We start from the raw sequence: 24,691 nt of genomic DNA, 5'->3' as shown, positions 1-24,691 counted from the left end.
ACAAGGTCTCTGATGTAACATCTCCATCAGAGACCTTTTTTAGTATAACCCATTGGTGTTACGGGAAAAATTATTCAGTATTGTTCTTTTTCCCTGTTAAAAATTCCGTGACAAACAGGAAAAACATTTCTTATTTTATTCAGATAATACAAATTGAGCATAAACAGGAAAATGATCAGATCCAATATTTGGTAATCTCTGAATATCTGCCACTTCAAATTCTTCGGTCACAAAAAAATGATCCAGCGGCCAGCGCATAATCTTTAGATTCGCATCAAAACTGTTATACAGCCCCCTTCCTAGCCTCACGTTCTTCAAATTTCCACTATACCCGAACAATCTGGCCGTATTAGACCAGGAAACGTCGTTAAAATCCCCTGCTACTATAGAGGGCATCTCTTCCGCCACTACTAAATCGCTAACCTTAAGGAGCTCCACTTCTTTTTCTCCTACATTATCGGGATATTTATCACTGGGCATGGGAGCTACGGGATGTACGCTGTGTAAACTGAATTCCTTACCGGAAGTTAATTGTATCCTGGTATGGAAAGAAGGTACATTCTTATGCTTCAAAAATTTAATCTGGTTTTCAAGAAAAGGAAATTTAGAATACAATGCCATTCCGTAAGCCTCCTCATTTGGCTGTTTTATTACATAGGGATAATCTTCTTTTAGAACTTCAAGCTCATTAACCCACCACTGGTTGACTTCCATAGCCAATATAAGGTCAGGATCAGATTTCTTAATCACCTCCAAAAGTTTATCTGATTCCCGATTAGTGATAAGAACATTAGTAAGCAAAATACTAACCGAATTTTCTTCAGAAAATTTTTCAACTGCATCGGGAACTGCTTTTTCTCCAAACCAGTAGGGAAAAATACGTATAGATTGTATGGCTATAGCTGCAACTAAGCCAGTTATAAGAAAGATTGATGAACGTTTTAAACTCTCCATCAGCCCGAGGAAAATTATAAGGCACAATATTGCTATTATCAAATACTGAAGCCGCGGAAAATCCAGCACTTTTGAATACCAGTAAGGGAGATCATAAATTAAGGACAACAGACTTATAATGATTACAACACAGCTGATGAATATGGTTAGATAATAAAAGGCTTTTTTAAGATTCATTATTTAAACTATAAACTTCTAATTTAGTTCCTAAAATGAGGGGTGCTATATTTTATCGCCAAAGATGTTTGAATTCTAAAGAGGCAACGTACCTGAGAATGCCAATGTGATCTATTGATCTTTGATTACATAAGAGATCCAGCTACAACAATAAAAGATTTTAATCAGGAAAAATAAATGATAAGCATTTCGCCATTAATTAGGTGGATCTTCTTTTAATTCTACAGCCACAATTTCATTTCCATCATAATCAAAGCAATGCAAAAAATTATATTCTTCCTCTCCTGAAGGCGCTAATTTTATATTATAGTCAAGCGATTTCAATCTGTGGAAGATTTTACTTAAATCATCTGTATAGATAACCAGTGTTGGTTGGCCTGCAGTTTGATTACCAATTCGTGCCTCTTGCTCCTGCCCTTCGGCTTTTAATAACCAAACACCTACATTGTTTTCTTTATCGCCAAGTTGAAGGAATCTTTGACCCTTATCTGTGGTCATATCAAATATACGTTCAAACTCAAATATTTCTTCATAAAAAGCAGCAGATTTTTCATAATCCCGCACGAGTATTATAAGCCTTCCCAGCCTGTTCTTCATAACTGACAATTATTAGTTAAAGACCTGATTACTAATTATTTTAGGTGAAGAAAAATACAAATTATCAATTAGCTTCCAAAATAATTTGTTCGGGTGATAAAGATCTCTTCTAAAAAATTATCAACTGAAGGTAATTGCAGAAAATAAAAATTCAATTAGTAATATATGAGGTCAATAAAAAACAGTTACAACAATCAAGAAGTTACAACGAAAACAAACCAATTTTTTCGAAGATCTTTCCGGATTTTTGTAACCGTTTTACTGTATTTAATCAATATTGCTAATTAAAAGAAAGGCAATATTTAAGATAATTAAACATCCTCCAGATAATCTCAGGCTGATGATTTATACTGATAAGTTTCTAAAAACTTTCACTCTCCAGCCTTTCGTGCCTGGAAGGAAGGCCTTTTCTCCTACTCTTTTCATTATTTAGTAGATTCAGCTCACGGCTTGTTTGTCCTTTAACCGAAGAATTTTCTTCTGCTCTTCTTAATAAATATGGAACTACATCTTTTACAGGTCCAAAAGGAACAAGCTTAGCTGTATTATACTTCTTATTGGCCAGGTTGTAACTAATTTGATCACTCATACCATATAACTGACTAAACCATACTCTTGGATCATCTTTTGAAATCCCCCTGTCTTCCATAATCTGTAGAGCCAGATAATTACTTATTTCATTGTGAGTACCAATAAATACTGAAATTTCCTCAAGGTGGTCCAGGCAATATGCCATAACACTGTTGAAGTTAACATCGGTTGCTTCTTTAGTTTCGCAAATTGGTGACTGCTTTCCTAATTTTCTGGCCCGTCGGTTTTCTTTTTCCATATAGGCACCACGAACAATCTTAGCTCCAATTTTAAAACCTTCTTTTTTAGCAATACTATGAAGTTCTTTTAAATAATCTATCCTATCCCATCTGTAGCATTGCAAGGTGTTAAAAATGATGGCTTCCTCTTTGTTATATTTCCTCATCATATCCACCATAAGTTCATCTGCGGCATCCTGCATCCAGCTCTCTTCTGCATCTGCATACAATCTTACATTTAACCTGGAAGCTTCTTCACAAAGTCCTTCAACCCTTGCCTGAACCCTTTCCCATTCTTTTTCTTCTTTGGCATTAAGGCTTACATGAGAACTTACTTTATGCCAGATACTAAATTTACCTAAAGCAGTAGGTTTAAAAATTGCAAAAGGAATTTCACTTTCTTCCCTGGCGAAATTTATCAACTTTTTCTTTACTTCATAAGCTGATTCAAATTCTTTTTCTGATTTTTTCCCTTCCACTGAATAATCTAAAATACTGGAAAGATTTACTTCATGCATTTCCCTAATAATAGGTTTACAATCCTCCATACTTATACCCCCGCAAAATTGGTCAAAAATGGTATTTTTAATTAATGGCTGGATTGGAAGTTTAGCTTTTAATGAAAATTTAGTAAGCGCAATTCCTGGTTTTATTAATGAAGGCTTTCCCATTACTCCAAACAACAAGATTGCACGATTAATTTCTAAATCCGATTTTAATCTAAAAGCGGTTTCTGTATTGTTAAATATTTTCTGTCTTATCATACGCCTAACATACAAAGGAATAATGATACCTACATTCAATTTAGCAGACCTTAACCAATTGAAATTGATATTTGGCGAATGCTATATAATTATCAATAAACTAAACTTAAAAAAACTATAAAATCTAATTTTTCAATTAGGATATTTTTCACAGTTAAGTACGATCTGTTAAGTAAAATAGCATTGGTTTTTAATAGTCTGCTACTTTTAAAAAGCAGTAATGTTACAATTGTTACTGTAAATTCCGGAACATACTTCTAATTTTGCCGGGCATATTAAAAGTCTGGTGAAATGGAATTACTTGAAGCATTTGGTTATATAAGTTCACTTATAATAGGAATTTCACTTGGTTTGATAGGTGGTGGTGGATCAATTCTCGCAGTTCCGGTACTTGCATACTTATTTTCAATGGGGGAAAGGATCGCTACAGCCTATTCTCTATTTCTAGTTGGAGCCAGTGCACTTGTAGGTGGTATACAGCAGCACTATAAAGGCCATGTGGATTGGAAAACTGCTATTATTTTTGGGCTGCCATCTGTAATAGGAGTTATTATCATAAGACACTACGTGGTCCCTGCCCTACCTGATACTCTTTTCTATATACAGCATTTTGCTTTTACCCGAAGGATGGGCATGTTCGGGTTGTTTGCCATTCTAATGATTCCGGCCGCCTTCTCCATGCTTCAGAAAAAAGAATTAAACCTGGAGGATAAAAAACTTAAACCTGTAGATTATAATTATCCGCTTATTATCGCTGAGGGATTAATTGTAGGAGGTATAACCGGAATAATTGGAGCCGGGGGTGGTTTTTTAATAATTCCTGCCCTGGTTATTTTCGCTAACATCAAAATGAAAACAGCAGTTGGCACTTCTTTAATTATAATTGCTTTTAAATCCCTGCTTGGATTTTTTCTTGGGGATGCCATGACTATGGAAATAGACTGGACATTTCTGGGAGTAATCCTAATTCTTTCTTTAGCGGGTATTTTTATGGGTTCATATTTAAGTAATTATATAAATGGTGAACGTTTAAAAAAGGGGTTTGGTTACTTTGTATTCCTAATGGCGGGATTTGTTTTCTACATGGAATTCTTTGTCAAAGCATAATTTGGATTTCAAAATCGAATATCAGCAATTCAGGAATAAAAATGTAATTGCAAAATCAAATTTATGGGAATGCAATCATTTTTAAAATGAGTACCTGTTTTTTAATAATGATGCTTTCAGCATTGATTATTTGGAAAAAAAAGACCATAATCAGTAGAGATATGATTCTCAGAATGATCTAAACAGAAAAATAAATCCTGTTTACAGCGTAACAAATGTTACTGTAGCATCCCATCAGATTGGCGAATTTTATAAAAAATATGAATATGAAAATAAAACAGTTTAAAGACGATGCTTTATCCCATTTCTCTTACGCTCTGGTAAGCAATGGAAAAATGGCCGTAATTGATCCCGGTAGAAATCCCATCCAGTATTACAAATATGCTGAGGAAGAAGCTGCCAAAATTGTTGCAGTTTTTGAAACACATCCACATGCAGATTTTGTAAGCGGCCACCTTCAAATACATCAGGAAACAGGAGCTCGCATTTATATCAGTAAAAATGCTGGGGTAAGTTATCCCCATAGCGCCTTTGATGAAGGCGACAGTGTCAATATTGGGAATATTACTATTGAGCCTATATTAACTCCCGGCCACTCTCCGGATAGTCTTACTTTACATGCATTTGAAAATGATGAGCATGTTCTGTTTACAGGAGATACTTTACTTATTGGAGATGTGGGCCGCCCAGATTTAAGGGAAAATGCAGGAAATACCAAAGCAAAGCGTGAGGAACTTGCTCAAATGATGTATCATTCTGTACAGACAAAATTCAATCACCTACCAGATGAAGCAATAATTTATCCCGCTCACGGTGCTGGTTCGCTATGTGGAAAAAATTTAAGTGATGCCAATAGTAGTACCCTGGGGAATGAACGTATGGGCAACTGGGCATTTAAAGATCAAAGTGAAGAGGAATTTATTTCAGAAATTTTAAAAGATCAGCCCTTCATTCCTTCCTATTTTGGCTTTGATGTTGATTTAAACCGTAAGGGAGCAGAAAATGTGCAAAGATCAAAATATAACATTCCGCTAAAATTAAATATAGAAAATATTAGGGATGAATATCTTATAGTTGACACCAGGGATCAAAAAGCTTATAAAGATGGACATTTACCAAATAGCATAAATATTATGGCCAGGTCCCAAAGTGATAAATTCGAAACCTGGCTGGGCGCTATTGTTAATCCGCAGGAAGAGTATTATTTGGTCATAGAAAGTATAAGCAAGCTGGATGAAATACTGGAGAGAGTGGCTAAAATAGGCTATGAAAAACAACTGAAAGGAATATTAACCTTATCAGATAAAGTCTCCAGTTCTTCTGAAAAATTTGATTTAGAAGCTTTTGATAGAAATAAAAAAGAATACACTATTCTGGACATACGTAATAAAAGTGAAGTAGACCAGGGGAAATTTTTCAAAACAGCATATCATATTCCTTTAAATGAGCTTCGTGAAAATCTTGGGGATCTTCCAAAAAACAAACCACTGGTTGTTCATTGTGCCGGAGGGTATCGTAGTGCCGCAGGAAGTAGTATCTTAGAAAACGAATTTAGTGAAGTAGCGGTTTATGATTTAGGTGATAATATTAAAAAATATAACTCCTGATAATACCTAAAAAGGTATAGATGATGGAAGGCGAATTTGTTCAGAAGTTACATACCTACTTTATAAATTTATATTAGTAGAATACGAAAAAAAGAATATATGGAATGGATATATGATCCCTGGCCCTGGTATATTTCAGGTCCTTTAATAGCGGCAACAATGTTTGCATTGTTGTTTACAGGTAAACAATTTGGTATGTCCTCTAACCTAAGAACTATGTGTTCTGCAACCGGGGCTGGAAAAGCAGCTGATTTTTTTAAATTCGACTGGAAAAAAGAGAGATGGAACCTAACGGTTGTGCTTGGCGCAGTACTTGGCGGTTTTTTTGCTTCCACCTATCTTTCCAATAACGCAGTTGAAATAAATGATGAAATTGCAGATAAACTGAAAACAGAGTATCAAATAGATAGTGCAGGAGAGGCCTACATGCCTACTGAAATATTTGCGGTAGAGAATTTAAACAGTCCGCTCATTTTATTTGTATTAATAGCAGGTGGCTTTATGGTTGGTTTTGGTGCAAGATATGCCGGTGGTTGTACATCCGGTCATGCCATTTCTGGATTAAGTAATCTTCAGTTGCCTTCATTAATTGCTGTAATTGGCTTTTTTATAGGAGGCTTGATTATGATTCATTTTATTTACCCATTAATATTTTAAATGATGAAATATTTAACTTATTTAATAATAGGATTCTTTTTTGGGATTATCATGTATAAATCGGAAGCGGCTTCATGGTTTAGGATATATGAAATGTTCGAATTTGGATCGTTCCATATGTACGGCATAATTGGTTCTGCCTTACTTCTTGGTATTCTTGGTGTGCAGTTCATTAAAAAAAATAATATAAAAGCCCTGGGCGGGCGCGAAATGCAGTTAAAACCAAAAAAGAAAAGTATACCTCGTTACCTTTTTGGTGGAATTATTTTTGGATTGGGTTGGGCTCTAACAGGTGCCTGTCCGGGACCTATGTATGTACTTGCCGGTTCTGGTTATATTTCAATTCTTGTAGTTATAGCTGCGGCGCTACTGGGTACTTTTGTATACGGACTTATCCGTGCCAAGCTACCTCATTAAAAATAAATATAATGGATAAATCTCTGTACGATGCTTTTTCAATTGTTTTTGAAGAAGATTTGTTAGATGAAATTGCTCAAATTGGAGTATTAAGAAATATACCATCAGGAGAAATTATTCTTGGAGCAGAAGATTTTGTTACTTCCATACCATTGTTAATAGAAGGTGCAATTAAAATTTCCCGGCTGGATGATGATGGAGATGAACTGCTCCTATATTTTTTGGAAAGGGGAGATACCTGCGCACTTACATTAAACTGCTGTTTAAACAGAAGTAAAAGCGAAATTAAAGCCGTAGCTGAAAAAGATACTGTTTTGGTTATGATTCCTGTTGAAAAAATGGAGGAATGGATTATAAATTATAAATCATGGAGATCCTTTATTTTTCAAAGTTATAATACCAGGCTTAAAGAGATGCTGGATTCAATAGATTCAATCGCGTTTCTTAAGATGGATAAAAGGTTGCTTCAGTATTTACGGGATAAGGCGAAAGTAAATCAAAATGAAATTCTGGAGATTACGCATCAGGAAATTGCTTATGATTTGCATACTTCAAGAGTTGTGATTTCCAGATTACTGAAAAACCTGGAAAAAGAAGGCAGGATTGCTCTCAGGAGAAACAGCTTGGAAGTATTTGATCTATAATACTTAACTCAATTCAAACCTTCTAAGAAAAATTAGATTATGCAGAGAGATGAAATATCTTATTCTTCAGGATAATCTCTTATTTATGTGTTTTTTTATCCTAAATATTAGCAAGATTTTATCTGAAGGCTGTATCAAAAATGCTTCCTGCATTTATCCGGTTATGCCACTTAAACGTATTTCAAGAGTCAGGACAGTTTTTTGCCTGCTCCATGGGTGGGAAGAATATAAAATTAATACTTCTGGAAAGGCAGCAAAAATGCTGAAAACAGTCATCTTTGGCAGAACTATCTTTAAAAGATAAGGAAGATAGGTTCAGAATTAATAAGATATTCTTTTTAGATCCTATTTCACAACCCAAAGCGGTACATCAAGATCTGCATTAAACAATTCTTCAGTTACTGTTCCAACAGCAAATGGTGAAAAATTATTCCCTCCTTTGTCAGAGACCATAAGAAGGTCTATTCCGCCAGATAACATCTTGGTTTGAATCTTTCGGGCTGCGCCAGACTCTCTCCCTAAAAATATTATTGGTTCTACAGAATGTGGATATTCCAGTTTGTTTAAGAATTTGTTTATTTTTTCATTCACATGCTTTTCTACCTTGGGCTCCATAGCCTCGGGAGATATGTAAGGTGAAAATTGAACAGGCACACTATAAACATGAACCGCCTTCAAAATACTGCCATTATCTTCCTGAATTTCTCTTGTGCGGGTAAAAATTTTCCTGGATTCCTGCGATAAATCTATCGCTGCCCAGATAACATCAATTTTTTCATTTGCAGAGGCGGGAACTGCAAGTACGTCACAGCGGAGCAGGCGTAGTAATTTACCACTTACCACTCCCGTACCTCTTTCGTTCTTTTTGTTGCCAACAATTGCCAGATCAACCTGATACTTCTCTGCAATATATTTTATAAGCGTTTCACTATAGGGATCTTCAGAAATTAAAACCTCCCAGTTTACCGAAGCCTTAAAATTAACCTTCACCTTTTCATTTAACTCCTCTCCTATTACTTCGTCCAGATTTATATCTTTAAGATGCTCTTCAAAAAGATCAGAAATCTCATATTTTTTAATATTATGAACAAAATAAACATTTTCAACCTTCAGCTTTGCGGCAATAAATGAAGTATATTTAATTACTTTTTCATCCATCACGGACAGATCAAGTGCTACAAGAATATTTTTTATCCTTTTCATAATTAAAATTTCTTACTGGTTATCTTTATGTTTTGTGGCTCTTTTTTTAATAATATCAGAGATTACTTCTTCATAACTTTCCTTCTCTTTCTGGGTCCTCTTCTCCTCTATTTTCTGGTATTCCTCCTTCACACCATTGTAAAGAGAATAGCACATAAACAGAAGAATAAATGCGAAAGGAAGCCCTGTGACTATAGAGGCCGTCTGCAAAGCCTGTAAACCTCCCCCAATTAAAAGCACTGCTGCTACAGCCCCTTCAGCAACAGCCCAGAAAATTCTTTGCCCTACAGGAGCGTCAATCTTACCCCCGGAGGTAAGGCTGTCTACTACAAGAGAACCGGAATCTGAAGAAGTCACAAAGAAACCGGCAATCAGAATCACACCAATCACATTTAGAGCTACAGAAAATGGAAAATCTTCCATAAAAACAAAAAGTGCTGTTGCCACATTATCATTAACTGCATTAACAATATTTTCATCTCCTAATAGTGCCTGCTGAATGGAAGAACTTCCAAATGCCGAGATCCAAAAAAATGTAATTAGCGATGGAACCAGAAGAACTCCAAGAATAAATTCCCGAATAGTACGTCCTTTGGAGATTCTTGCTATGAACATCCCTACAAATGGAGACCAGGCAATCCACCAGCCCCAATAGAAAACCGTCCAGGAATTTTGCCAGTTTCTGCCTGTATAGCTTTCAGTCCATGAAGATATTTCTAAAAAACTGTATAAGTAACTTCCTGTATTCTGAACAAAAGATTGAAATATGAAAATGGTTGGCCCAAGAATTACAACCAATAGTAATAAAACAACTGCTACTCTCATATTCCATTCACTCAGGAACTTCACTCCTTTATCAACTCCCAGTACCACCGAGGTGGTGGCGATAGCGGTAATTCCCCCAATAAGTATAACCTGAGTCACAAGCCCACTATCCACTCCAAAAACATGATTTAGGCCCGCAGCGATCTGCTGTACGCCCAATCCCAGGGAAGTAGCTAGTCCAAATAAGGTAGCCAGCACAGCAAATATGTCAATAATATCACCTCTCTTTCCATAAATCTTGTCACCCAGAATAGGGTAAAAAACCGAACGTATGGTTAAAGGCAAACCGTGTGAATAGGTAAAATAAGCCAACGAAAGCCCAACGAGTGCGTAGATTCCCCAGGCGTGGAGCCCCCAGTGCAGAAATGTAAAATTCATTGCCTGTTGCGCAGCTTCAGGGCTACCACTTTCGGCAAGAGGGGGATTCATAAAATGAGTAACCGGTTCAGCTATGCTCCAGAAAAGGAGACCAATACCCATGCCTGCACTAAAGAGCATGGCAAACCAGGAGAGGGTTTTAAATTCCGGTTTGGCACCTTTTCCTCCTATACGTAAATTTCCATATTTACTAAAAGCCAGGTAAACTACAAATACAAGAAAAATATTTACGCACAGCACAAAGAACCAGCCAGCATTGTTAGCGACAAAATCCTGGATGGCATCAAAATACTTTTCTGCACGTTCTTCATAAATCAATGTAAGGGTAATGCTAATAATTATAAAGATCGAAGAAGTGAAAAACACCGGACCATTCACATCCAGCCCCATTATTGATTTTCGTTCATCACTTCTTACAATTTTTTTAGCCATAGCTATTTATTTTATCTGTTATAATTTTTCAGTGTATTCAATGTTAAGTACTAAAAATAGTAACCAAAATTGATATTAAATCTCGCCTCCCACTTTGCATCAGGATTACCTTCTGCGAAATCATCAACAAAGTTACCCCCTAACCAGGAATGGTTATATCCCGCTGCATAATCAATATAAGTATAAAGGTTACCTGCCTTAATTCCTACTCCCGTTACATTCATAAAAGAATCTTCAAATGAGACATTTTGCTTTTGCATATATCCAAAATCATTGTAAAATTGAAGATTTGAGACAGGTCCCCAGTTTACCGGCACATCTCGTGAAACTGCTATCGTGTATAGGTTAAAATCTGCAGCCACATCATAAGCTGCCCCATATGCGGCCATACTAATTATTTCATCTGAAACCCCGGTTTCATTTTCAGGATTATTTGAAATAAGCATGACTTCAGATTTCAGGTTCCATTTTCTATAGTCGAATTCATAATGTAGGGCAAAACCCTTATGATTTCCCATCTCTGCGGTATTAATATTATACAATCCTCCGTATTGTACAGAAAATCCGGCACGGGACTCCAAAAAATTTCCAAATTTGTATGATAACTTTGCGTTTACCTGATTTACTTCCTTATTATTTCCTGCCACATCATAGGAATATCTGCTATGGGAAATTGCCGAATCGTTACCAAACCGTAATTCTTCTGCATTTTTGAAATAGGCCAGATGATATTCAATTTTTTTACCTGCATGTGTGAATTTCACTCCCATATCATGATCATCTTCCAATCCCATATAATAACCCAAATTGAAAAACCAGTTATGGGAATTATATTGCTGAATCCCGAAAGGAACCTGAGTGAGCCCCAGCTGAATCTCATCCATTTCGTTGAATTTATAGCCCAACCAGCCCTGCTTTAACATTCCACCACCAAAAGATTCCGAGTAAAACCGATATTCCGCATTTACATAAATATCCTGGTAAGTGGCAACTGCATTTACTCTAAACATATCGTATCCAAAATCACCACCTCTTCTTTTCTGTTCTGGTTTCCAAGATGAAAGGTTATAATTGAACCGCAAAGCCCCACCAAAATCCACTTTAGGTTTTTCCTGAGCCATATAATTACAGGGAATGAGACAAACTACAAAAAAAACTAATTTTATTTTCCAGTGGATATAATACATTGAACTGAATTAGCTGAGATATATTAATATTAAAGGTACCAAACAACCGTTCTGATGCTGTGTTAAAGGTTGATAATGGCTCCGGACACCATTATATAATTCCAACCTAGTAGTAAAATTATACTTTGGATTTCAAAATCAGAAATTTCTGCAAACAGGTAATCAAGGATTTCCCTTTTCCGCCTTAGGTGGCCTGATAAAAATAAACAAATGTATTGAGTACTTAATTTTAGTTTGATAAAGCGATTTGATCAAGCCTTTTGGAATAAATCTGGACCGCCGGAATTCCGACTTCTGTAGCTACCTAAATTTATTAAAAAAACCAAAATACTGAAAATCAAACAATTATCAATATTCTGGTTTATTTAAAGCTAAAAAAGTGATCTCGACAGGATTCGAACCTGTGACCGTCTGCTTAGAAGGCAGATGCTCTATCCAACTGAGCTACGAGACCATTTTTGCGGTTGCAAATATATATCTCTTTATAAATAAAACAATGATTTTTTTATAAAAAAACAAAATTTAAATTATTCCCGGAATGGGATAAAATCAATTAACTAAAAAATCAAGGTATAAAAACTAACTCTTAACTTCCAGTATTTATATATGAAGTTGCTATCCCTGTTGACCCTACCAACAACACTTAATTCTTTTAATACTAAGATAAGGGTGAAAATATCAACTATCTTTCCCGCTTCTCTTAAAACCCGGTGTTCGTTAAAAGTAAAACACCGGAACAAGTGTACCCGCAGGCACTATTTCCTTTTCTTCATCCAGTTCCACAACACAATTGGCCTCACTAAATGCCTGCAAATTGAAAGATTGCTGTGCTCCCAATACATCAATTTTTTCATCTGATATTTTTGACTTTACAAAAAATGTTAATCCTGCTTTTTTTTGTTGATCTTTTGCCAGAGGCAACATTCGGTTAGGTTGCCATGCGTTTTTCACGCCCATCATCATCCTGAGGCAGGGTTTTACATATTGATAAAAACAATTTAGCACCGAGCCCGGATTTCCCGGAAGGGCAAAAACAAACTTGTTTTCTTTTTTTCCCACAAACATCGGTTTACCAGGACGTTGTTTAATTTTATAAAATAGTTCCTCTACTCCTGCCTTTTGCAGGCATTCTTTCACAAAATCATAATCTCCAACAGATATTCCGCCGCTTAAGATAAGTACTTCGTATTGTTCCAGGGCCTTATTAATTATCTGCTGAAGTTCTTCTTTTCTATCGGATGCTTTAAAAGCTTTAACATTCTTAATACCCGACTCTTTTAATAAAGCTTCTAACATGGGTCCGTTAGAATTATAAATTTCACCTGTTTTTAAAGGTTCTCCTACATCTTTTAATTCATCACCTGTAATTACATAAGCTACTTCTGGCGGCAAATATGCTATAACACCTTCAAGTCCAACAGATGCTAGCAATCCAATGATCCCCGGGGTTATCCTGGTGCCTTTTTTCAAAATTAAGTCTCCCTTCTTACACTGTGAGCCTTTTAGCCTCACATTGCTACCCATCCGGATATTATCCTGGAAATAACAAATTTCATAAGTAAGTTTATCATTCTCAATTAATTCCTGTGGAATAACTGTGTCAGCGCCAGTTGGAATTTTTGCTCCTGTAAAAATTCGTGCGGCATAGCCCTCGTCCATTATATATTCTGAAGTATCGCCTGCCTGTATTTCCACTCCTTTCTTCCATTTTTTTTGTTCTCCTGTAAATTTCATAGCGTAACCATCCATTGCAGAGTTATCAAATGATGGCACGTCTATAGGTGAAAAAATATCCTGGGCTGTTGTGAGACCAAGACAATTCGAAAGTTCTATATATTCTGTCTTTCCCTCTTGAACATTTTGAGAAAGTAGAGTTCTGGCTTTATGTACTGAAATCATGCGCTTTGTGTTGCTTCTATTTTTACCCATCTTTAAAAGTATAATTTTTTTGCTACTTATAAATACCACCTTTGGGGTTTATGCTCATATATGACAGCAGATTTTTGTTTTAGATAATGAAGATTTAAATCAACTATCTGTTGAAAATTTGTAATGTAAAAGCCCACGGGTAAATTTACAATAGAAAAAGGCCCGGAATCCCAGGCCTTTTGCAATGGATATCTCTCCCCATATCAGATATCCATTTTTGAACTACTACCAATTAAGAGGTAGCTTCAGAAATTAAAGATAGGAAGTAAGAGAGATCCCGAATACCATGTAAAGTGAATTAACAGAGGTTTAACCACAACCTCAAGTAATTATAATCTATAATAATATGTATTAAGTCTTTATCCATATTCCTACTATTCCAGGAATGCTTTTAAATTCATTAGCTAAGACATAACAACAAGGAAAAAATGAAATCTTGAAAAAAATTTTCTAATTAGTTCAATAACTATACTTTAGTATCCTTACCCTACTCATCCTCAAGGATTACTCCCCCATTGTTTTTCTTGAGGATGTTTTATCCAGTTTTTCCTGCTTAACATTACCTAGATCGTAACCAATATTTCAGCAAATATTGAGAAATTTTAAACGATTTTTCAGGCATTTACCGCACCAATCTAAAGTAAACCATGAACTAAAATTTTTTTTTCTTATTTACCATTTGCTTTATATCATCCAAAATATCCTTTAAGGAAGCCAAATCTTCTTCAACAGATATTAACTTCTTATAATCATTCCTGAACACCTGGCGGTTTATCTTCCCTTTGACAGTAAATATTCCTGATAGTGATGAGATTTCTATTTTCTCTGTTCTCTCATTACAATTCCCAGATTCAACAACCAAATATCCATCATCAGAATTATTTTCTAGTAAAATTCTAATAATAATTTCATTTTCAAGGAAAAATACCACGGTAGTTCCTGTCTTTAATTTAGTTGCAGAAGTTGTTCTTTCACAAATCAGGACATCTCCTTTTAAAATGGTATTAATATTATAGTCTTTTGTAATTTCAATGTAAAAGCTTTTATCTTTTTTTATTTCTGATGTAAGTACTTCCTTGTTTAAAATTCTTATTTTAGGATAAACATTTGTCTTTACCTCTAAAGGTAATGCAACAGAATTTGTTCCCGAGCTTGGCGCTATCCGAAATAAAGAAGAATCACCTCTTAGAAGAAAATCTGTGGTCACTCCATATAACTGACACAGCAGAAGCAGTTGTTCTATTGTGATAACTATATCTGATTTTTCAAGTTTTGAGTAATCGATTAAATTTATCTGAAGGTGATTGGCTACATACTGTCTGGAAAAATTTCTTTCTTTTCGAAGATTTCTAATCCTTCTTGCAATCTCAACATGAATCATCAATAGTTTGATATTAGGGCACGGGAATCATTTATGAATGTGAAAACTTATAGTTTTCTTTTTTAGGCAGGCGTTAGATAGCATGGAATTCTTAAAAAACCTGGCATAACACCTCGTGTAGAAAACCTGGGAAATGTTCTTAGTTTAGCTTCAGAAATTTATGTTTTTCTCCGGCAGAACCCCAATAAAATAAAGGAAATACCTCATCATTAAAAAGACCAGTATTCAAACATTCTGATCTTATAACCTTTAAATTTTGACTCTATATTGCCTGATGAAAAAACAACTCCATTATTCCTAAAACAGGCAATAATCACTGCCCACCTTTACTTTCAGGCATATTCTTTTTACGCAGCAGCATTATTTGGTGTAGCTGTTCGGAAATAAATTTTTGTTCTGTCTTATTTTTCTTTAATGTCTTGTACAAAAAAACGGAAGCAACAACAATACAGAAACTTGTTAAAAAATGGTAGACTAATAGCAGAAATGTCATAATAAAATATTTATGGTCAACAGCAGGATTAAACAATGATTTAAATGCCATTTCTGTAGGTTAAAAGTGGATTTGGGTCAAAATGTTTAAAGGAATTTCAGCAAAATAGAGGCAAAATTTTTCCGCTGATAATTATTCCTGTAAACCTTGGGGAGAGTCCTACGAAAATAGAATATTAAGTGTATTCCTAAGGCAGTTAAAATAGTCTTTAACAGAAACTTAACAGGAGTGATCAAATAAGGAATTGAAGTTATAATTTGCTATTATAAATGAATTAATAATTTAGTAGAACTTCATTTTCTTCAAATCCAATTAAGGTAATATATCTTAAATTTTTTTCTCTATTTAAATTTGTCTAAAACCTTAAGATATTTGGAAGATCACGGGACTTATCTTAAATAAAAGCCAAAATAACTTAACGTGGAATTTACGCCCGATTTTATTCCTAATTTAGAAAAAGCCAATGCTTTTCAAACGCCGTTTTTAAAGGGTTAATGGCTGAAAAAATTTATTGATACCTAAAAAAATTAAAAGAAACTTCAAATAATGCTGGAGATATCGGAATTATCTGAAAAATTGATTAAAAAAATTTTAACAAACCTGGAAGAAGAGTCTGAAACAAATTGCAAGCTTCCAGGCGGCGGATTACTTCATATAGAAAAAGATTTACCATACCTAGTAATATATCGTAACAGGTCCAAAGATGCGGGAACAAAAAGAATGGTAATAAGTGAAGCTTCTTATCTAATAATTGGAGATAAGGAGTTTGAAAATTATCAACGTTTTATCTATGCACTCGCAGAACATTTTTCCGGCAAATTTAAATCTTACATGCTCTTCGAAATTTATGCAGGAGAGGAAGATAGCCACACATTTGTATTAAGAGGCCCTGCAAAAAAATTGCCTACCAGCTTAGAGGTACTCAGGGATGAATTAAATAACATTAATCAAATATATTCCGGCCTTTACCTGAAGGCAGAAATCAAAGATACTAAACAGCGGCAAAAAGAAGGAGACGAAGCATTACTTAGTGTAGAAGATGCCAAAAAAAGTGGGGCTGTTTTGTTAGGAATGGAAATTCCTCCATTTTATCGTAATGAAGCTGGAAAAGTATATCCTGTTTTCTTCCGGAACTTCAGAGATTATATTATTAAATCCCTGCATATAGCATTGTTTGATTTTCTTCGGGTACAAACCTCCAGTGGCGTACCCAGCTACAATGCCCTGGGAAGGCAGGCAATAAAAGATAAGGTTTTTGAGGTGGACCGGAAATTATCTGCTATAGAAAGGTCTTATCAATTTCTATGGCTGGTATCACCGGCCAATATTCACAGTATAAAAGAAACTTTTTTTGAAAGCAATTTTGAAAAGGTGCTTGATTATCATTATCGGTTGCTCCCGGTAGATCCCGATGTGCTAAAAAGAAAACTCTACAACCTCAAAATTGAGGATATAGACGACCCTGCTATGTCTTATATTTTCAGGGAGAAAAGGGAAGAATTAGATCAGCAAATTACTATGTTGGGGGAAAGAGGTACAAGAAATTTCTTTTACAATAGTATGCGACTTCATAAAGGGGTGGAACATGAATTGTATGAGGAAGCTGTATCCCTTCTTAACGAAGTTCCTGAACAGGAACCTTCACAAGTAGATCTGATTGATTCTAAGGGATTCAGCAGCATGGCCAGGCACGAATTTGATTATTTCAAAGAACAGGATGAAAGTTTTAAATGTAAGGTGCATATTAGAAAGGATGTAAATGTAATGATGGTCTCCCATGGCGAGCTTTATATTCCACAGGATTATAAAATGAATAAAAAGGAAGCGAGTGCACTTATTCAGCATGAGGTTGGAACACACGTGCTTACCTATTATAATGGTAAAAGCCAGCCCCTTCAGCAATTAAGTATAGGACTGGCAGATTACGATCCTTTACAGGAAGGTCTTGCCGTAATGGCGGAATATCTGGTGGATGGACTAACACCAAACAGATTACGTACACTGGCAGGACGAGTTGTTGCTGGAAATGCCGTGATGAATGGCGGAAATTTTCAGGAAATATTCAGATTACTCACAAATGAATATGGGTTTTCACCGGAAAGATCTTTTAATATCACCTCCAGAATTATGCAGGGAGGCGGATTCTTAAAAGATATTATCTATCTGAAAGGTCTTGTAGAATTGAGAGCCTATTTACAAAACGGCGGCGAATATGAACCTTTGCTGGCTGGGAAATTCGGCTTAAAACATACTAGAGTAATTAAAGAATTAACCGATAGACAGGTTTTAAAACCTTCAGTTTTAAAACCAAGCTATTTACTAACTAAAGACGTAGAAAAAAAATTAAATTTAATCCGAGAGGGACTCCCTCTCTCAAAAATGATAACCAAATGAGAATATGTTTCGTATTAAACGATGTTGCCACAGAAAAAAATGGAACATCAACAGCATTAATGACAGAGGCCCATTCCAGAGGACACGAAGTTTACGCAATGGGTGTGGGTGATTTTAATTTTCACCATGACGGGCCTATAAGTATTCATAGTACTCAGGTGCCAAAGGGTACTAAAACTAAATCTCCCGCTAAATTCCTGGAAGCACTTCAGGGATCAAAAGCGAAAAATAAAAGAATTACTTCTACAGACCTGGATGTACTTTTTATTCGGAATAATCCAACTGAAGAAGATTCACGTGATTGGGCTGAACAGGCCGGTGTTGCTTTTGGTAGAATGATTCAGCAGGAAGGCGTTCTGGTATTAAATGATGCCTATGCCCTTTCTCATGCCTTTATTGATAAACTCTATTTTGAGGAACTCCCGCAATCTATAAAACCCGATTCTATAATTACCCGAAGTAAGGACGACCTTCTTGAATTTTGGGAAAAACAGAATAAAAAGATGGTGCTAAAACCCCTGGAAGGTTCCGGAGGGAAAGATGTTTTTCTTATAGATGAAAATGAAAAAAATGTAAACCAGATAATTGAAACCATTAGTTCCCAGGGATATGTAATTGCTCAGGAGTTTCTTCCGGCGGTAAAAGACGGAGATGTAAGGGTATTGCTTATGAACGGCCGGGTAATGGAACAGGACGGTAAAAAGGCAATTATTAGAAGAGTTTCCGGAGAAGGTGAATTCCGTAGTAATTTCGCATTAGGCGCATCGGCAGATAGCAGTGATTTAACCGATGACATGAAACGTATTATTGAACTTACCGCTCCTAAATTAATTAGGGACGGATTATTCTTCGTTGGGCTGGATATTGTTAAAGATAAGCTTATTGAAATAAATGTTTTGAGCCCGGGAGGCATGGAGCATTTTAAAGATATAGGGCTTCCAAGTTTTACCGATGTGGTAATTGAAGCAATTGAACGAAAAGTGGCTTACAAAGATGTTTATAAAGGAACACTAGCCAATCGTACACTGGCCACTATGGACTAATTTCAAAATTAAGATTTATGAACGAGGAATTAAATGAAGAAATACCAAGGATAATTGGAAAATACACTTCCGGTAATAAAGGGCCATTGCTTTTCGTTACCGGTGGTATTCACGGGAACGAACCCAGTGGCGTTAGAGCATTGGAAAGGGTATTTAAAGAATTGGAGAAAACACAGCCTGAGATTGAAGGTACTTTAATAGGTGTTTCCGGAAACCATATGGCCCTCAACCAGAATAAAAGGTATATAGAAGAAGACCTTAACCGTACCTGGACAGAGGAAAATGTGAAGAGCGGTAAGAAGGACACTCATGAGAAAAAAGAGATGTTTGAAATTATCGAGCTGCTTGAAAAATATCCGGAAAAGGATTTTTCAAAAAGATACTTCCTTGACTGCCACACCACCTCCTCTGCCAGCCTGCCATATGTGTCTGTACAGGAAGTGAACGATAATGATGAATGGGCCCATAAGTTTCCCACGTACATCATTAGAGGTTTTAGCGATATTATTACTGGTGATATTGATCATTATTTAAGCCGTACCGGGATGACCGGTTTTGTTTTTGAAGCCGGGCAACATACCGATATTCGCTCTGTAGAGAATCACGAAGGTGTAATATGGCTGGCCTTAAAAGAAGCCTGTAAACTTGATCTGGAAAAGATCTCAACTTATCCTGAATGTGTGAACAGGTTTGCTAAAAAAAATGCTCCGACTCAGAAAACTTTTGAAATTATTCACCGCCACGGATTGGAGGATGACGATATTTTCGAGATGCAGCCGGGCTACGAAAATTTTCAGAAAATTGAAAAAGGTGAGTTTCTGGCAAAACAAAATGGTAAAGAATTAAAAAGTGAATGGGACGCTTATATTTTTATGCCATTGTACCAGTCACAGGGAAATGACGGATTTTTTGTAGTCCAGGAAGTATAAATTGTAGAATATAAGCAATGAAAAAAGGAGTGGTTAAAATCACTCCTTTTTATGTCTATAAATTTTTGACTCTATTCCTGCACAAAATCAATACAAACTGGTGTTTTCGCATCAACATTAGTGAGTTCAGGATCTAATTCTCCTGTTTCAGTATTTATTCTGAATACCGCAATTCCGCCGCTATCCTGATTGGCAGCGTAAAGAAAATCACCTTCGGGAGCAATAGCAAAATTTCTGGGTGTCTTCCCATTAGTAGGATAGATTCCTATTTTAGATAATCTCCCGTCTTCTTCTATCCTAAAAGCGCAAATACTGTTATTCCCCCTGTTGGAGCCATAAATAAAATTGCCAGACGGATGCAGATGAATATCGGCTGCGGAATTATCTCCTTCAAAATTTTGGGGTAAAGTGGAAACGGTTTGTATTATTTTCAGTCCTCCGTTATCTTTCCTTTCAAAAACGGTAATAGTGTTGTTAAGTTCATTTATAGAATAGCCATACTTCTGATTTTCAGAAAAAGCAAAGTGTCTTGGGCCCGCTCCTTTTTCCAGTTCAACAAAAGCCTGTTCGTTTGGTATCATTTCTCCCGCAGAGGCGTCAAGATTAAAAATCCAGATTTTATCGTTCCCCAAATCGGCAATATAAACATAATCATTACTTTCATCAATATTTACCGAATGGGCATGGGATTGTTCAGGATTCTCAAGAGTAATTTTTTTATGATTCCTGAGGCTGCCGTCTTCTTCCCTTTTATACATCATCACTACTCCTCCCATGTAATTAGCTACAAATACAAAATTTCCGCTCTGGTCTATGGCAATCTGGCATGGCGCCGCACTTTCAGTAGACAAACTGTTTAATTCTTCAACTTCAAAATTATTTTTAATACTGTAGGCATAAACCTTACCGGTTTCTCCTTCCCGGCTTCCTGTTTCGCTAACAGCATAAAGATTTTTACCATCATCTGAAACTTTAACAAAGGAAGGATTAGTTATTTTGGCTACAACTTTTCCAAATCTGAGACTACCGCTTTCCGGCTCCTGATAAATTGTATATATCCCTTCGGCTTTGCCTTCAACATGTTCTTCTATTCTTGTATAAGTACCAACATAGGCTGCTTTCATATCATCAAGTTTATTATTTTTGCCTTCTTTTTCATCTTTACAGGATGTAAAAACCATACTTATTACTAACGATCCCATTAATATTTTTCTCATAGTAACTTTTACAATTTTTTTATTAAATATGAAGGGGAACTAAAGCCACTTCTTTCTTTTAAAGTAGTAAAGCATCCCGAGAAATACAATTATCATAATCCCCCAAATTGCAAAATAGCCATACTTCCATTCCAGCTCAGGCATATACTCAAAATTCATCCCATAGACACCTGCAATAAAAGTAAGAGGAATAAAAATAGAAGCCATAATTGTTAACACCTTCATTACTTCATTCATCTTATTGCTTATGGTTGTCATGTACATATCCATGAGACTCCAGATCATTTCCCGGTAAATATCAATATTTTCTGAAATTTGGATAATATGGTCATAAAGATCGCGTATATAATTAACAGTCTGTTCTTCAATAATATCATTATCCATTTTTTGAAGTCGGCCAACTACTTCTCTCAGCGGGAAAACTGCTCTTCTAATTCTTAAAATAGTTCTCTTTAGCTCCTGAATTTCCTGTACCAGATCGTCTGCTGAATTATCTATAAAAAGTTGTGATTCAAAAGTTTCAATTTTATCACTAATATCATCTATCACTGCAAAATAATTATCAATAATAGCATCCAGAAGTGCAAACATCAGGTAATCGGCACCGTTGTTTCTTATACGGCCTTTATCTTTGGAAATCCGCTCTCTAACTCCATCAAAAACATCCCCATCAGCTTCCTGAAAAGTAAGAACATAATCTTTTCCCACCACCAGGCTTATATGCTCATTGCGCAAAGTTCCGTCACCATTATAATAGAGCATTTTGGCAACAATAAATATATAATCAGGGTATTCATCAATTTTAGGGCGCTGGCCTGTATTTACGATATCTTCGAGAATAAGCGGGTGTAAATCATAATACTCCCCCATTTTTTCAATTTCTTTCGTATTGTTAAGCCCGTTAATGTTGAACCAGGTAATATTAAGTGGCTCTTCAAATTTAAAAGCATCTTCGGGAGATTTGGATGCGTACCAGTTATAATGCTGCTTGTTATAATCTATTACTTCAAGATGAACCTCACTCATCTCTTTGTGTCCTATATAAGTGACTGTTCCGGGAACCTGGTTCAAAGATTTGGTAGTCCGGGGCCGTTTCAATGAGTATTTTTTGAATTTTGCCATTTCAATCAGAAGATTTTTATAAAAGTAATAATAAATTATCGCTGCAGAAGGCGTGAACCCTTAGAAAACTATAAAAATAAATGTATTGTAAGAACTATTTTATCATCGGAAACTTAAAGATTCAACAGCAAATTTTACCTTTGCGGCTATGGATGAAACACAGCTTTTAGGTACATTAAAAGAGTATTTTGGGTACGACAGTTTTCGTCCTCTTCAGAAGAAAATAATCGATGCTGTTTTCAATGGAAAGGACAATCTGGTTATTATGCCAACAGGAGGGGGAAAATCCATTTGCTATCAGCTTCCTGCAATTCTTCTTCCGCAGATAACTTTAGTAATTTCTCCGTTAATCGCATTGATGAAGGACCAGGTTGACGGACTTATAGCAAACGGAGTTTCAGCAGCATATCTCAACAGCAGCCAACAGGAAGCCGATCAGCAGGCAATTTTTCAAAAAATTGACAACAATGAATTAAAACTGCTTTACGTTGCCCCGGAAAGCCTTCAGTTTGTAGACCGGATATTAACAGCCGGAAAAGTAAGCCTTATTGCCATAGATGAAGCGCATTGTATTTCCAGTTGGGGCCACGATTTCCGACCGGCATATACGCAGCTGGGATATCTTAAAAACCGCTTCCCTTCCACTCCTGTTATCGCCCTTACAGCAACTGCAGATAAAGCTACACGAAATGATATTTGCAATCAGCTAAATATTCCGGATGCAAAAAAACATGTAGCCTCATTTGACCGGAAAAACCTGAGCCTGGAGGTTCGCCCTGGATTAAAACGTTTTGAGCAGATTGCCGGTTTTGTACAAAAACGACGTAAAGAAAGCGGAATTATTTACTGTTTAAGCAGAAAAACTACTGAAGAACTGGCCGCAAAACTACAGGCTAAAGGTTTTAAAGCTGAAGCTTATCATGCGGGGATTAACCATGAGGAACGTTCAGCCATTCAGGATGCGTTCATTAATGATGAAAAACAAATTATTTGTGCCACCATCGCCTTTGGAATGGGGATAGATAAAAGCAATATCCGGTGGGTGATACATTATAATATGCCAAAAAATATGGAAGGCTATTACCAGGAAATTGGTCGTGCGGGAAGGGATGGTTTGCCCTCAGATACGCTGCTGTTCCATAGCTATGCAGATGTGGTACAACTGCAGAAATTTGCATCAAATGCAGCCAATGAAGAAGTGCAGCTGGCAAAGCTGGAGCGTATGAAGCAATATTCTGAAGCACTAACCTGCCGCAGGAAAATCCTTCTAAATTATTTTGGAGAGCTAAAACATGAAGATTGCGGCAACTGTGATATTTGTAAAAATCCGCCGAAATTTTTCGACGGTACCATTATTGCCCAAAAAGCACTTTCCTGTATATTCAGGTTAAAAGGAAATGAACCTGTCACCACTGTTATTGATGTTTTAAGAGGTTCGCAAAATGAGGCCGTACTTTCCAAAAACTACCAGAGCCTGCCCACATACGGAGCGGGAGGCGAAATTTCATGGCACCACTGGCAACAGTATATCATTCAGTTAATCAATATTGGCTATGCTGAAGTTGCTTTTCATAAAAACAATCACCTTCAGCTAACAAAAGCTGCTAAAAATGTTCTTTTTGAAGGCGAAAAAGTACGTTTGGCTGAAGTTCCAGACAGGAAAGCTATTCGGAAAGAATCTACTGAAACTTATGGAAAGCATGATAACTCATTATTTGAAAAATTACGGCAGCTGCGCCTGGAAATTGCCAAAGAAGAAGAAATTCCAGCGTATTTAATTTTCAATGATGCCTCTTTAAAAGAAATGGAAAAAGAACGCCCGATGAGCGATGAGGAGTTTATGCAGATAAATGGAGTGGGAAGACGAAAAATGCAGGATTACGGATATCGCTTTATTAAAGAGATCATTGCTTTTAATAAAGATAAAAAAGAACGAAAATCGGCTAAAAAAGGGCAGACATATCAACTTACCGGAGATCTCTACAAAGAAGGTCTTAATGTGGAAGAAATCGCCGGGAAAAGGAAACTTGCCGCTACCACTATTTACTCTCACCTCATTAAGCTTTATGATGATGGTGAAGACATAGATTTGCTACAGATGATTCCAAACTCAGATTTTGAAGCGGTAAAAAAAGCAAAAAAAGAACTTGAAAACCCCAATTCCCTTAAAGCCTATTTTGAACATTTTCAGGAAGCAATAAATTACGAGCATATTAAAATAGCACTTAAGGTTTTGGAGAAAGAAGCATAGGGTAAGCAATAAGTAACCGGAAATATTCTGCCGGCGAAAATTAGATCTTAAGCCTATTTAATCATGGAAATAAGCCTACTTTAAAACCCTCTCCTTGAAAAAAATGGCAATTTTATTTCTAACTTCTTTTTAACCTCCAATCCATTTCCCATGGTCAACCATTCATTGCTTAAA

Annotated in this window: 19 protein-coding genes and 1 tRNA gene; 9 read left to right on the top strand and 11 right to left on the bottom strand. The window is 36.0% G+C overall.

The features are described from left to right. Positions 1 to 135: 135 nt before the first annotated feature. The 3 genes from RM539_RS16045 to RM539_RS16035 form a co-directional block, all read right to left on the bottom strand. Complete coding sequence (locus RM539_RS16045) at positions 136 to 954, bottom strand: endonuclease/exonuclease/phosphatase family protein (protein WP_311504429.1); 819 nt, start codon at positions 952 to 954, stop codon at positions 136 to 138. 372 nt (positions 955 to 1,326) lie between these two features. Next, positions 1,327 to 1,728 (bottom strand): VOC family protein, encoded by a 402-nt coding sequence (locus RM539_RS16040; protein WP_311504428.1) that lies wholly within the window; start codon positions 1,726 to 1,728, stop codon positions 1,327 to 1,329. A gap of 361 nt (positions 1,729 to 2,089) precedes the next feature. After that, positions 2,090 to 3,301: a proline dehydrogenase family protein gene (locus RM539_RS16035; RefSeq protein WP_311504427.1), complete on the bottom strand. Its 1,212-nt coding sequence runs from the start codon at positions 3,299 to 3,301 to the stop codon at positions 2,090 to 2,092. A gap of 291 nt (positions 3,302 to 3,592) precedes the next feature. On the opposite strand from RM539_RS16035, the gene RM539_RS16030 reads away from it, so the two are divergent. The 5 genes from RM539_RS16030 to RM539_RS16010 all read left to right on the top strand — a co-directional run bounded on the left by RM539_RS16030 (position 3,593) and on the right by RM539_RS16010 (position 7,733). After that, positions 3,593 to 4,408 (top strand): sulfite exporter TauE/SafE family protein, encoded by an 816-nt coding sequence (locus tag RM539_RS16030; RefSeq protein WP_311504426.1) that lies wholly within the window; start codon positions 3,593 to 3,595, stop codon positions 4,406 to 4,408. A 266-nt stretch (positions 4,409 to 4,674) separates the two neighbouring features. Then, on the top strand, positions 4,675 to 6,015 hold the full coding sequence (locus tag RM539_RS16025) for an MBL fold metallo-hydrolase (protein WP_311504425.1): 1,341 nt from the start codon (positions 4,675 to 4,677) through the stop codon (positions 6,013 to 6,015). A 99-nt stretch (positions 6,016 to 6,114) separates the two neighbouring features. Beyond that, positions 6,115 to 6,672 (top strand): YeeE/YedE family protein, encoded by a 558-nt coding sequence (locus RM539_RS16020; protein ID WP_311504424.1) that lies wholly within the window; start codon positions 6,115 to 6,117, stop codon positions 6,670 to 6,672. A gap of 3 nt (positions 6,673 to 6,675) precedes the next feature. Next, positions 6,676 to 7,089, top strand: a complete 414-nt coding sequence (locus RM539_RS16015) for a DUF6691 family protein (protein ID WP_311504446.1) — start codon at positions 6,676 to 6,678, stop codon at positions 7,087 to 7,089. 11 nt (positions 7,090 to 7,100) lie between these two features. Next, positions 7,101 to 7,733, top strand: a complete 633-nt coding sequence (locus RM539_RS16010) for a Crp/Fnr family transcriptional regulator (RefSeq protein WP_311504423.1) — start codon at positions 7,101 to 7,103, stop codon at positions 7,731 to 7,733. A gap of 345 nt (positions 7,734 to 8,078) precedes the next feature. Here RM539_RS16010 and RM539_RS16005 read toward each other — a convergent pair whose 3' ends face one another. The 6 genes from RM539_RS16005 to RM539_RS15980 all read right to left on the bottom strand — a co-directional run bounded on the left by RM539_RS16005 (position 8,079) and on the right by RM539_RS15980 (position 15,068). Then, positions 8,079 to 8,936 carry a universal stress protein gene (locus RM539_RS16005; RefSeq protein ID WP_311504422.1) on the bottom strand — a complete coding sequence of 286 codons (858 nt, stop codon included), beginning with the start codon at positions 8,934 to 8,936 and terminating at the stop codon, positions 8,079 to 8,081. A 12-nt stretch (positions 8,937 to 8,948) separates the two neighbouring features. After that, entirely contained in the window at positions 8,949 to 10,571 is a 1,623-nt protein-coding gene (locus RM539_RS16000) for a BCCT family transporter (protein WP_311504421.1), read from the bottom strand. 50 nt (positions 10,572 to 10,621) lie between these two features. Then, positions 10,622 to 11,692, bottom strand: coding sequence for a hypothetical protein (locus RM539_RS15995; RefSeq protein ID WP_311504420.1), 1,071 nt, complete (start codon positions 11,690 to 11,692; stop codon positions 10,622 to 10,624). Between the two features lie 446 nt (positions 11,693 to 12,138). Next, a tRNA-Arg gene (locus tag RM539_RS15990) sits at positions 12,139 to 12,212 on the bottom strand. Between the two features lie 263 nt (positions 12,213 to 12,475). Beyond that, positions 12,476 to 13,687 (bottom strand): molybdopterin molybdotransferase MoeA, encoded by a 1,212-nt coding sequence (locus RM539_RS15985; RefSeq protein ID WP_311504419.1) that lies wholly within the window; start codon positions 13,685 to 13,687, stop codon positions 12,476 to 12,478. A 652-nt stretch (positions 13,688 to 14,339) separates the two neighbouring features. Next, the gene (locus RM539_RS15980) at positions 14,340 to 15,068 is read right to left on the bottom strand and encodes a helix-turn-helix domain-containing protein (RefSeq protein WP_311504445.1); all 729 of its coding nucleotides are present in this window, start codon (positions 15,066 to 15,068) and stop codon (positions 14,340 to 14,342) included. A 1,039-nt stretch (positions 15,069 to 16,107) separates the two neighbouring features. Here RM539_RS15980 and RM539_RS15975 point away from each other — a divergent pair. The 3 genes from RM539_RS15975 to RM539_RS15965 are packed head-to-tail and all read left to right on the top strand — an operon-like array spanning position 16,108 to position 19,927. Then, entirely contained in the window at positions 16,108 to 17,955 is a 1,848-nt protein-coding gene (locus RM539_RS15975) for a peptidase MATCAP family protein (RefSeq protein ID WP_311504418.1), read from the top strand. Further along, positions 17,952 to 18,998: a glutathione synthetase gene (locus RM539_RS15970; protein WP_311504417.1), complete on the top strand. Its 1,047-nt coding sequence runs from the start codon at positions 17,952 to 17,954 to the stop codon at positions 18,996 to 18,998. The genes RM539_RS15975 and RM539_RS15970 overlap by 4 nt, the downstream gene beginning before the upstream one ends. A gap of 17 nt (positions 18,999 to 19,015) precedes the next feature. After that, positions 19,016 to 19,927 (top strand): succinylglutamate desuccinylase/aspartoacylase domain-containing protein, encoded by a 912-nt coding sequence (locus RM539_RS15965; protein WP_311504416.1) that lies wholly within the window; start codon positions 19,016 to 19,018, stop codon positions 19,925 to 19,927. 71 nt (positions 19,928 to 19,998) lie between these two features. Here the strand turns inward: RM539_RS15965 and RM539_RS15960 are convergent, their stop codons facing one another. Both RM539_RS15960 and corA read right to left on the bottom strand, forming a co-directional pair. Then, on the bottom strand, positions 19,999 to 21,144 hold the full coding sequence (locus RM539_RS15960) for a lactonase family protein (protein WP_311504415.1): 1,146 nt from the start codon (positions 21,142 to 21,144) through the stop codon (positions 19,999 to 20,001). Between the two features lie 39 nt (positions 21,145 to 21,183). Beyond that, positions 21,184 to 22,266 (bottom strand): magnesium/cobalt transporter CorA, encoded by a 1,083-nt coding sequence (corA, locus tag RM539_RS15955; protein ID WP_311504414.1) that lies wholly within the window; start codon positions 22,264 to 22,266, stop codon positions 21,184 to 21,186. A gap of 148 nt (positions 22,267 to 22,414) precedes the next feature. Here corA and recQ point away from each other — a divergent pair, with 148 nt between their 5' ends. Next, the gene (gene recQ, locus RM539_RS15950; RefSeq protein ID WP_311504413.1) at positions 22,415 to 24,517 is read left to right on the top strand and encodes a DNA helicase RecQ; all 2,103 of its coding nucleotides are present in this window, start codon (positions 22,415 to 22,417) and stop codon (positions 24,515 to 24,517) included. The last annotated feature ends 174 nt before the right edge of the window (positions 24,518 to 24,691 follow it).

The organism is Autumnicola musiva, assembly GCF_031846585.1.
Taxonomy (GTDB): Bacteria; Bacteroidota; Bacteroidia; order Flavobacteriales; family Flavobacteriaceae; genus Autumnicola; species Autumnicola musiva.
Note: the sequence above shows the minus strand (reverse complement) of the source record. Positions and strands in the feature narration are given on the sequence as shown.